The organism is Flavobacterium sp. SORGH_AS_0622, assembly GCF_030818825.1.
Taxonomy (GTDB): domain Bacteria; phylum Bacteroidota; class Bacteroidia; order Flavobacteriales; family Flavobacteriaceae; genus Flavobacterium.
The window spans coordinates 3105806-3117224 of record NZ_JAUTAX010000001.1 but is presented as its reverse complement, the minus strand read 5'-3'; the positions used below and the strand labels follow the sequence as shown (position 1 = coordinate 3117224).

7 protein-coding genes are annotated in these 11419 nt (G+C 34.4%); 6 read left to right on the top strand and 1 reads right to left on the bottom strand.

Translation table 11 applies throughout. The features are described 5' to 3' along the window. The first annotated feature begins 133 nt into the window (after positions 1 to 133). Together QE431_RS13260 and QE431_RS13255 are read left to right on the top strand one after the other, a co-directional pair. Positions 134 to 1420: a Glu/Leu/Phe/Val dehydrogenase gene (locus QE431_RS13260; protein WP_307296639.1), complete on the top strand. Its 1287-nt coding sequence runs from the start codon at positions 134 to 136 to the stop codon at positions 1418 to 1420. A 130-nt stretch (positions 1421 to 1550) separates the two neighbouring features. Then, entirely contained in the window at positions 1551 to 2774 is a 1224-nt protein-coding gene (locus tag QE431_RS13255; protein WP_307296637.1) for a sterol desaturase family protein, read from the top strand. Positions 2775 to 3135: 361 nt separating this feature from the next. On the opposite strand, the gene QE431_RS13250 is transcribed toward QE431_RS13255, so the two are convergent. Further along, complete coding sequence (locus QE431_RS13250; protein ID WP_307296634.1) at positions 3136 to 4734, bottom strand: DUF6377 domain-containing protein; 1599 nt, start codon at positions 4732 to 4734, stop codon at positions 3136 to 3138. A gap of 479 nt (positions 4735 to 5213) precedes the next feature. Here QE431_RS13250 and QE431_RS13245 point away from each other — a divergent pair, with 479 nt between their 5' ends. The 4 genes from QE431_RS13245 to QE431_RS13230 are packed head-to-tail and all read left to right on the top strand — an operon-like array spanning position 5214 to position 11413. Then, positions 5214 to 5735, top strand: coding sequence for a DUF5004 domain-containing protein (locus tag QE431_RS13245; protein ID WP_307296631.1), 522 nt, complete (start codon positions 5214 to 5216; stop codon positions 5733 to 5735). A gap of 8 nt (positions 5736 to 5743) precedes the next feature. Further along, positions 5744 to 6826, top strand: a complete 1083-nt coding sequence (locus tag QE431_RS13240) for a hypothetical protein (RefSeq protein WP_307296628.1) — start codon at positions 5744 to 5746, stop codon at positions 6824 to 6826. Between the two features lie 29 nt (positions 6827 to 6855). After that, positions 6856 to 9873: a TonB-dependent receptor gene (locus QE431_RS13235; protein WP_307296626.1), complete on the top strand. Its 3018-nt coding sequence runs from the start codon at positions 6856 to 6858 to the stop codon at positions 9871 to 9873. A 28-nt stretch (positions 9874 to 9901) separates the two neighbouring features. Next, entirely contained in the window at positions 9902 to 11413 is a 1512-nt protein-coding gene (locus QE431_RS13230; protein WP_307296623.1) for a RagB/SusD family nutrient uptake outer membrane protein, read from the top strand. Positions 11414 to 11419: the final 6 nt, after the last annotated feature.

Genomic DNA, 11419 nt, shown 5'->3' with positions numbered 1-11419 from the left:
AATATAAATATTTTGATGCGCTGCTGTTTAATAAAAATTCCGTGTTGCATGTAGCAGAAGGAATAAAGCAGATAAAAATCTTCATAAAGAAGATATAACTTAAAAAGTAACCCAAAACTAAAAACTATATATTATGAGTTCAGAAATTATAAAACATAATCCCTTTCAATCGATGATTGATCGCTTTAATATTGCTGCAGATATTTTAAAATTAGATGATTCTATTCGACAAAAACTGCAACGACCAGAAAAACAAATCACTGTAAACTTTTCTATTGTCTTAGATAACGGAGACGTTCAAAATTTTGAAGGTTACCGAGTGATCCACAATACAGCTTTAGGACCTTCAAAAGGAGGCATTCGATATGATACCGCTGTTAATCTTGATGAAGTAAAAGCACTTGCCGCCTGGATGACCTGGAAATCTGCTGTAACCGGAATTCCGTTTGGCGGCGCTAAAGGCGGCATTATTTGCGATCCTAGAAATCATTCTAAGGCAGAATTAGAAAAAATTACAAGAGCTTACACAAAAGCTTTAGCAGATATTTTTGGACCAGAAAAAGATGTTCCAGCTCCAGACATGGGAACTGGTCCAGACGAAATGGGATGGCTGATGGATGAATTTTCTATAGTACACGGCAGACCAATTCATGCCGTAGTTACAGGAAAACATCTTCATTCTGGAGGATCTTTAGGCAGAGTAGAAGCTACTGGAAGAGGCGTAAGTATTATAAGTCTTCTGGCACTTCAAAAATTAAAAATCAGACCTGCAAGAGCTACTGCCGCTATTCAAGGTTTTGGAAATGTCGGACTGCATTCGGCTTTGTTTTTATATGAAAAAGGAATAAAAATCGTTGCCGTTAGTGATGTTTCAGAAGCTTTGCATAATCCAGACGGAATCAATATTCCAGAACTGATTTTGTATTATAATTTGAATAATAAAACGATAAAAGGTTATCCAAATTCGGTTGCCATAAAACATGAAGATTTATTGCTTTTAGATGTCGATGTATTGATTCCTGCGGCTAAGGAAGATGTTATTACCCAGAAAAATGCTGGTGATGTTCAGGCAAGAATTATTGTTGAAGGTGCCAATGGACCCGTTTCTTCAGATGCAGATCAAATTCTCCATGATAAAAATATATTAGTTGTTCCTGATATTTTAGCCAATGCCGGCGGTGTTACGGTTTCTTATTTCGAATGGCTTCAAAATTCGCTTTTGGAGTCTTGGAGAATTCACCAGATTAACAAACGTCTGGAGGATATATTAGAAAAAGGTTTTGATACTGTTTTTAGAGTTGCAGTAAAACATGATGTAACGCCTCGTATTGCTGCTTATATTATTGCTTTGAAAAAAGTAGCCGAAACACAATCGGTAAAAGAAGTTGCTTTAGAAGCGCCTCAGTATAAACAAAATTAAATCAGGTTTACTTCGTAACGATCATTTTCGTTGATTACATTTTTAGTCTCCCTAAAAAGGTAATTAACGGGAGTGTCTTTTTCGTTTGTGCTATTAAATACAATTTTTAGAATCGAAAAATATCATACAAATGAAAAATATCAATTTTCTAGCTTTTGCTATGCCAGCCTTTTTTCTTTTTTTGTTTTTAGAATATAAGCTTGCTCAACGCAGAAAAAGGCCTGAAATTTTTAACTATGAAAGCTCAGTTTCTAATATTAGCATTGGTATTGCAGAGCGGTTGATTAACTTATTTATTGCCGCCAGTTTTTATCAGTTGTATTATTTAATCTATGACGATTATAGAATATTTGATATTCCGAGCAACGCTTTGGTTTGGTTTGCCCTCATTCTTGCCACCGATTTCGTTTGGTATTGGTACCACCGATTAGGACATGAAGTCAATTTTTTCTGGGCGGCGCATATTGTGCATCATCACAGCGAAGAATTTAATTTTACCGCTGCGGCAAGAATTACAACTTTTCAGGCAATAATACGAACGGGATTTTGGTGTGTGCTGCCATTAATTGGTTTTCATCCCACAATGGTAATTACAATGCTGATTGTTCATGGAGCATATTCTTTTTTTACACATACACAGCTTATTGGTAAAATAAAATGGCTGGAATATGTTTTTGTAACCCCTTCTGTTCATGGCGTTCATCATGCATCTGACGAAAAATATCTGGATAAAAATTACGGAGATATGTTTACGTTTTGGGATCGCCTTTTTGGAACTTTCCAAACCGAGGAAGAAAAACCAAAATACGGATTAACGCACCCGCTCAAAAGCTATAGTTTCTTGTGGCAGCATTTTCATTATTACTTTGAAATTTACGAATTATGGAAACGCTCGAGCGGATTTAAAGCCCGATGGAAAGCCGTTTTTGGAAGTCCGGCCCACATGGATCAAGATATTCGCCCCATTCTGGAAAAACGTTTTCTTCAGGATAAAAGTAATCCGCATCAAAGACTTCGATTTAAAAATTACCTTTATATACAATTGGGAATCTGTACGCTGGTTTTAACCGTTTTTACGTATTATTTTGATTATTTAGAAATCTATGATAAACTGTTTGTACTTTCTTTTATTATAATCACCTTAATCAATTGCGGGGCTTTATTAGAACAGCGAAAATGGATATATTATTTAGAATATGCCCGTATTTTATTAATTACAACTTATTTTTTATACGAAGAAGATTTGATCATGTTTTTCTTCGTGCCTATTGCAGTAATGATTTTTGTTGAGCAGTTATTTTCTTTGAGTAAACTTTATCAAAATACAATTTTACAATTGGAGACTTCTGAATAATAAAAAATAGCCACGACTTGAGCGATAGCGAATAGGCGAAGCAATTCAAGAATTTTTTGGGATGTAGTTCATACGACATGTTTTATCAGAAAAAAAATATAATGGAAATTGCTCTTTTTATGAGAAGTCACAGAGTGACGAATTATTTATAGAAAAATGTTTGTTATACAAAAAGCCCCAACGGAGCGACATATAAATTTAAGTACTAATAATATGTCGCTCCGCTGGAGCTTTTTTCTTGAGGTATTACCTATATTTCTATAAATATTTAGCTTCTCCGAAGCTTTTAGAAGATCTCAAAAACTCAAAAACTCAGAAGCTCAGAACCTTAGTATCTCAGAACCTCAGCACCTCAGCACCTTCAAATAGTTTTAATCTCCATAATTTTCTGTTCAAAAGTATCTTTAAAATCAGATTTACTCTTAATTCTGGTTTTGTAGGTGTAAATTGTAGCCACAGAAAGTTCTAAGAATTCTGCCATTTGACTACTGTCTTGAATTCCTAATCGGTACAAAGCAAAAATTCGTAATTCGGTATTCAAAAGTTCGCCTTTTTTTACAATGCATTTATGATCGTTTGGGAACAGTTTATTGAATTCGGTCACAAAAGTGGGAAACAATCTCAAGAAGATCTCATCAAATTGATGAAATAGATTTTCTCTTTCTTCCTTTACGTTATAGCGCTTTAAACTGGCAATAACTTCATCTGTTTTTTTGGTGATAATTTTATGAAGCGTGCTTTTCTGAATATGATCTATTTTATTGATGAAAGCCGAAGTTGCTTTGATGAAATACGTAATATATTCTTCTTTTATAGCATTTGCCTCGCTTAAACTCACATTCATTTCTTGTAATTGCAGATAAGAAGAAGCCATAATTTTTCTAGCCTTATTTTTTTCTTTCAACTGCTTGAAAATAATGCCTAAAAACAGAAAAATAATAACCGTAAGAATAGTCAATAGAATAATGATTTTTTCCAGTTTATCATTTTTGTCTTTTACATTATTCAATTGTGCCTTTTCTATAATTGGCAGAATAGATGAAATCTCAATTTTTCGATGTCTGGCGTTATAAAAAGTGGCGTCATCCATCGCAATATTGATGTATTCGTTGGCTTTATCCAAATATCCCATTTTAAAAAGTTCGTTGGCCAAATTTCGAAGTGCAACCGTTTCTTTTGTTGCATTTTTGACATCTGCAATTGCGGCAAGCGCCAGATATTGAATAGCCTTTTTAGTATAACCTCTTTCCGAATAAATATATCCTAGACTCGAAGTTGCAATTCCGTAATAATCCGGAGGCAGATTATAATTGTTGATCCAATAACTAAAGGCGAATTCTGCCCCGCGCCAATCTTGCTGTTTTAGACGTTTCAGGCTTTCTGCGGCCCAATATTCATTAGTATTTGTACCAATTAAAGCCAATGCCTTTTTTAAGAAATGATTTCCCTGTTGCACATAATGAATATTAAAGCGCTGATCACGGTTGTAGTCGGCTAAATCATAATAGGCTCGGGCTTTAATGTTATAATATTCAAATTTATTTTTAAGATCAAGTTTAGTATCATCAATAACATTCAGAGTATCAATTGCTTCTTTAAAAAGTCCAGAAGACAGTAAAACAAAACCTTCTTTAATTCGGCTTTTAGACAAAAACTTGGGATCTTTTAAAATTTTAGCTTTGATTTTAGATTGCTCCAGATAATAATAAGCAGAGTCATATTTAAAAGATTTGTATTCTTCAAATAATGACATATAACAATTATACAGCTCTTCATTGTTTTGACTGAGCGTAAACTTGGAAACATTTTTCTTTAAAGCTTCAATTTTTCGATATTTCTGTTTCAGGTAAACATCTTTTTTCAAGAGAACCTGATCTAATTCTTCTAAGTAAGGATTTGTCTCTTTCGCAGTTAGAGAAAAACCTCCAATGAAGAAAAGCAGTATCAATATTCTTCGCATGATTTAGTTTTGGTTTAGGGTAAAAAGTGGTTGTTAGATATTTTAGTTAATTCGTTTTAAAATTAAAAATAAGTTTGGGATTACACGAAACCTAATTTTTAGAATCTTGTAAATTGTTTAGTAACATCGCTTTAGAAGGTGGTTTTTGGAACAAAAATAAGCTGTAAATGTTAAAAACGAATAAATTATTTGCAATTATACAATAAAAACTAGTTATATATATACATAGTGAAAAAAATATAGTGATTAATTTAGATATTGTCATTTTTACCATTAAAAAACTACCGATTTTGATCTAAACAACGTCTTGATTTTTTAAATGTAAAAATAAATATAAATAATTGATATTTAATTATTTGTGTTTTAAAATGCTCAGATTTTATCTTGATTTTTCTCAGATATTTTTTTTAAGATTTATTTAACTTCTAGTTTCGCTGTATCCTTTTGAAGGGGTAACAAACTAACAAAAACCAAAATTTATGAAATGTAAAAGTCTTTATTGGTTAGCTTTTATAATGTGTTTTTTTGCGCTTAGCTGCGACAACACAGAAGATGGAAGCTACGTAGATCCGATTACCATTTATGAGAAAGTAAATGGGAATTGGCAATTAGCAAATCTGAAAATGGTTGATGAAGTTGCGAAAGCAAATAAGATCGAACCAAATGAAGAAAACTTGAGTACCTATTTCAACTACGAAGATTTTAAAATCAACTTCAGTGTAGATGAAAACAACAGGCCTACAAGTTATGAAGTAACTGGAAATGTCCCTCCATTATTTGCTCCAAAGGGATATTGGGCACTTAGCTCAGATTTTCAGCAGACCAATGCTGCTGCAACAAGAATCTACTTGTACAGTGATGCACAAAAAACTCAAAAAACAGACGAACTTCGATTGATTTCCGTTCCAGGAAAAAACAAAGAAATGCAGATTCAGTTAACGCATTCTTCAGACGGAGTAGATTTTGTGTCTTATGTATTTAAATTAAATGCTATTAATTAAAAAGTAATATGAAAAAGTTTATATATACAATTTTACTTGCCTTGTTGATGGCTCCTAATTTTATTCAGGCACAAGAGGCTGCTGGAGCTGTAGGGCCAATGTCATCTTATCCTGTTGTATACAAATATGATGAACAAGTGACCTGGTATTTTGATTTATCAGGAACAACATTTGCAGAAAACGAAAATTTATACATCTGGATTTGGTCGCCATCTGAACCAGATGCTGGAAATTGGGAGAACTCTTCTGAATTTGCCAAACTTAAATATGAAGGAAACAAAGTTTGGAGTTTTACTTTAACTCCAACAGTTTATTTTTCTAAAACTCCTGCAGAAATTGCAGCAAGTGCGGGCTTTTGGTTTCGTTTAAAAAACAAAAACGGATCTAAACAAAGTGAGGTTGCCAATATGCTGTATACAGATTTTACGTCATTTTATACTGCAAATGAGGTAATCAGATCATACCCAACAAAACCTTTAATTGATAAACCAGTTAGTATTTTATTCAATTCTAATTTGAAAGATGGTTTTGCAGGTGTTGAAAGCGTTCATTTTCATAGTGGTTTAAACAACTGGGCAGTTTTGCAGGAGTATCAAGCATGGCTTCCAGATGTGTCTGAAAAAACAAAATTGAAAGATCTTGGAAATGGTTTTTACAGAATGGATTTGATTCCGCAGCAATATTACAATACAGAGCCAGGTTTTGTTATGGAAAATATTACTTTCCTAATGGTAGCAAAAGACTGGACAACAAATTCTGGCGACCAAATTATTTATGCTGGAGAATTTATTCCGCCGCCGCCGCCAAGTTTCAACTTTTTCCCATTACAGATAAGTCAAAAAGATTTTCTTGGAATGTCTAGAAAAAATAACGAACCAGGTGTAAACAAATTACTTTACACTATTACAGCTGGCACAAAAACATTCTCTGGTGAGTTTTCTGGAGGAACTGCAGAAATTAAAGGTTTTGTGAATCTTGTTTCTGAACTAAATGGTATTTCAAATTTAAATGAAATTCATGTTTTGGTAAAAGACAACAAAGACAAAACGATTTCGGACACGACAATTCCGCTAAAAACTTTAGATAAATAATTCACTATTAAATTAAAACACCAATTCTAATGAATAGTAAAAATAAAAAAAGCGTCCTGCATCAAATGTGGACTGCTAAATCGGCGGTATTGATGATTTTTATGCTTTTTCTTTCTGCCGGCATATTTGCGCAGGGCAAAAAACAGATATCAGGAACCGTTTACGACAATACTGGCAATGTATTGCCGGGAGCTTCTATCATTGAAGTAGGAACAAAAAATGGAACTACAACAGATTTTGACGGTAAATTTAGTCTTCAGGTAGCCGTAGGAGGTGCAATCGAAGTTTCTTTTATTGGTTCAACAACTCAAAGAGTTCAGATTACAGGAACTACTTCTAATCTTGAAGTGCGTCTGCAAAATGATGGTTATACTTTGGCAGAAGTACAAGTGGTTTCTGTAGGTTATGGAAAAGTAAAAAAATCAGATTTAACGGGAGCTATTTCAACTGTTGGAGCAGATGATTTAGTAAAAGGAACCATTTCATCAACTGAACAAGTTTTACAAGGAAAAGTAGCAGGATTAAATATTATTCGTCCTTCCGGCGATCCATCCGCGGGTTCTACAATACGATTACGTGGAGGAACTTCTTTAACAGCAAGCAACAGTCCGTTAATTGTGGTTGATGGTATTGCAGGGGTAGACATAAATGTGGTGCAGCCGGCAGATATTAAATCGGTTGATGTTCTTAAAGATGCTTCTGCAACTGCAATTTATGGTTCTAGAGGAGCAAACGGGGTAATCATGATTACGACTAAATCTGGAACTAAAGGAGTGTCTGTAACGTACAGCGGATTATCAAGTTTTGGTTACGCTGCCAATAATTTAGATCTTTTATCAGCCAATCAATGGAGAGGTTATGTTCGTGAAAATGGATTGGCAGATGCTGTAGATTATGGCGGAAACACAAACTGGCAGAAAGCAATTGAACAGACTGCAGTTTCGCAGTCACATACTTTAAGTATTAATTCTGGTAAAGCAGACAGCGGTTTTAGAACTTCACTTTCTTATCTAAACAATGAAGGTCTTATAAAAAGATCCGGTTTAGAAAGAATCAGCGGAAACGTTACAGCTTATCAATTTCTTGGAGACAACAAAGATGTAAAGTTTGATATGGGATTATTTGCAAATATCGACAAATGGCACCCTATAGACTATAGAATTTTTGAAAGAGCTTACAACTTAAATCCAACAATTCCAGTTTACAATTCTGATGGTGAGTTTTCTGAGGTAACTGGAAATATTTATCAAAATCCAGTTGAGATTTTAACCAACAGAACCATTGATAATGAGAGACACAGATTATTAGGTTATTTTAAAACGGATGTCAAATTCTTAAACGATTTTACCGCTACAGCTAATATTTCATTAGAACATAATGCCGTAAAAGGAGGTTCGTACAAACCATCCTATGCCGTTATGGAAGGGCAGACAGAAGGCGGTTTTGCACAGAGAAGTTATGGCGAATTTACAAATGCACAAGGAGAACTTTATGTCAACTACAATAAAACCTTCGACAAACATAACGTAAGTGCTTTGGCTGGATATTCTTATCTGCAAAATATTTACGAAGGTTTTGGAGCACAAAGAGGTGGTTTTGTAACAGATGCTTTCAGCTATAACAATTTAGGGGCTGGTTACAATTATCGTCTGGGTGATGTTTATTCATACAAAGGAAAATCAAATTTAGTTTCGTTTTATGCCCGCGCCAACTATGGTTACGACGGTAAATATTTATTGACAGCAACTGTAAGACGCGACGGATCAAGCCGTTTTGGAGAAAACAATAAATGGGGAACTTTCCCATCTGCATCTGCAGCCTGGAGAATTTCTAACGAGGCATTTATGGAATCTTCTAAAGGATGGTTAGACAATTTAAAAGTTAGAGTTGGTTACGGAGTTACAGGAAATCAAGATGGAATTGGCGAATACAAATCGCTTTCTATTTTAGGAGTTGGAAACGATAGTTACTACGATCCAGTTACTAAAACTTGGAGTTTGGCTTATTCACCAAAACAAAATCCGAATCCTGATTTGAAGTGGGAATCAACAGAGCAGATAAACGTTGGTTTTGATTTTGGTCTTTTCAATAGAATTACAGGATCATTCGAATGGTATTCTAAAACAACAAAAGATTTATTATATACTTACGAAGTGCCTCAGCCTCCTTACTTAGTAGGAACTATGCTGGCTAATGTTGGTGAAATGTCAAACAAAGGAGTTGAACTTACTTTGAATGCAGATATTGTAAAAGGAGATAAATTCAATTGGAATGCGAATTTGACACTTGGTCATAACGTTCAAAAAATCGAAAAACTTTCGAACCCAACGTACAAAACAGATGTTATTTACAGCGGATCTCTGCACGGTTTAGCAGGTATGTCTGGACAATATTCTCAAATTATTGCCGAAGGATATCCAGTTGGAACTTTCTGGGGATTTAAAAATGCTGGTTTAGATGCTGATGGAAAAATTCAATATTATAACGCTGCGAATGAAGTAGTGGCAGAGAGCGCATTGGTTGATGCAGACAAAAGAGATTTAGGAAACATCCAGCCAGATTTAACTTTAGGTATCGGAATGAATTTTACTTATGAAAATTTTGATCTTGGAATTTCAGGCTACGGAATGTTTGGGCAAAAAGCATTAAATGCAACCAATATGATGTTAAACGATCCAAACAGGTTACCAGCTTTTAATGTGCCTGATGATTTCTTAAACAGCGGTATTACATCGGCACCAAAGTATTCTGATTATTGGATCGAAGATGCATCATTCTTTAGACTTCAAACCTTATCACTTGGTTACACACTGCCATTAAAATACAAAAAATCTAAAGTTAGATTCTATGTAATGGGAGAAAACCTATTTGTAATTACAGGCTACAAAGGTGTAGATCCAGAGATTGGTCTAAATGCTCAAGACGGTATAAATCAAACTGGAGTAATGGATCAAACGGGATTAGCAGCTCCTGGAATTGACAGGTACAACAATTATCCTCGACCAACTACGATTTCTGTTGGACTAAATTTTACGCTGAATAACTAAGCGAATTGATAACCATAAAATATTAAAAATGAAAATCAAAATAACAGCAGCGATACTTTTAAGCATGCTTTTTACGGTATCATGTACTGATCTAAACGAACAATTATATGATCAGGTAGAAGATGGAAATTTTGGAAACACACCTAAAGAAATAGATGCGTTGGTTGGTGGAGCTTATTCTTCTTTAAGAGGATTCTCTGATGCAATATCGAATAATTTCCCGACTTGCGAATATGTTTTCTTTTTGAATGAAGTAGTTTCAGACGAAGCTACAATTCCAACAAGAGGAACAAACTGGTACGATGGCGGACAATATCAAGATGCTCAAAAACATACTTGGAAAGCTGATAATAGAATGATTCTTTCGGCTTGGCGTTACAATTATACTGGAATTGCTAAGATCAACGCGATCATTTATCAAATCAATAAATCGTCATTGACAGAGAAAGCAAAAGCCCCAATTTTTGCAGAATTAAAAGCGCTTAGAGCTTATTACTACTACAATCTTTTGGATTTATTCGGAAATGTTCCAATCGTAACTAATTTTGAAGATACAGATCTTCCAACCAATTCAACTAGAAAAGAAGTCTACGATTTTGTTGAAAAAGAGCTTACAGATGCAATTCCGTATTTAAATGGAAATGTAGTGTATTCTAAATTGACTAAAAATGTAGCCTATTCAATTTTGGCAAGATTATATCTGAATTCTGAAGCATTTATTGGCGTGGCGCGCTGGCAGGATTGTTTAGATGCATGTCAGAAAGTAACAGGTTACAGTTTAACACCAGATTTCTTTGCCAATTTCGCCACAGAAAATCAAACTTCAAACGAAATCATTTTTGCAATTCCTTACGATTCAAAAGCAGGAACGGTTGGAAATTACATGAACTCAATGTCTGCTCATTATAATCAAAAATTAGCAATTTCACCAATAGGAAATTACCCTTGGAGCGCTAACGGAATGTGCGCTCAGCCTGGAGTATATTCAACTTTTGCAGATACAGACAAAAGAAAAAAATGTATGCTGGCAGGAGATCAAATTAATCTTGCCACGGGTTCTGTAATTATGATGGACAATGGAGAACCGTTGACTTATACAGAAAACTTGACAAGTTTAACAGATGCCAAAGAAAATGAAGGAGTTCGTTTAGCTAAATACGAAATGAAAGCAGGAGAACAATGGGAGCGTGATCATGATTTTGTTTTAATTCGTTATGCAGAAATCTTAATGATGCAGGCAGAATGTTACGTGCGTTTGGGCTCGCCAGATTTAGCAAGACCATTTCTACAACAAGTAACCGCACGTGCTGGAGAAGAAATGCCGGCAACTATTGATCTTGCTTTTATAGACAAAGAATTGTTGAAAGAATTTACATTTGAAGGAAGAAGAAGAACAGATAATATTCGTTTTGGAACATTTTTTCTTCCATGGTGGGAAAAAGGAACTACTGAAAAATACAGAGCAATTTTTCCAATTCCAAGTACAGTTTTAACTACAAATAAAAACCTGAAACAAAATCCTGGGTATCCTTTGAATTAGGTTTCT

Bases quoted from the DNA above. Each gene is read 5' to 3' on its own strand.
- QE431_RS13260 (WP_307296639.1), top strand. From the start codon at position 134: ATGAGTTCAGAAATTATAAAACATAATCCCTTTCAATCGATGATTGAT.
- QE431_RS13255 (WP_307296637.1), top strand. From the start codon at position 1,551: ATGAAAAATATCAATTTTCTAGCTTTTGCTATGCCAGCCTTTTTTCTT.
- QE431_RS13250 (WP_307296634.1), bottom strand. From the start codon at position 4,734: ATGCGAAGAATATTGATACTGCTTTTCTTCATTGGAGGTTTTTCTCTA.
- QE431_RS13245 (WP_307296631.1), top strand. From the start codon at position 5,214: ATGAAATGTAAAAGTCTTTATTGGTTAGCTTTTATAATGTGTTTTTTT.
- QE431_RS13240 (WP_307296628.1), top strand. From the start codon at position 5,744: ATGAAAAAGTTTATATATACAATTTTACTTGCCTTGTTGATGGCTCCT.
- QE431_RS13235 (WP_307296626.1), top strand. From the start codon at position 6,856: ATGAATAGTAAAAATAAAAAAAGCGTCCTGCATCAAATGTGGACTGCT.
- QE431_RS13230 (WP_307296623.1), top strand. From the start codon at position 9,902: ATGAAAATCAAAATAACAGCAGCGATACTTTTAAGCATGCTTTTTACG.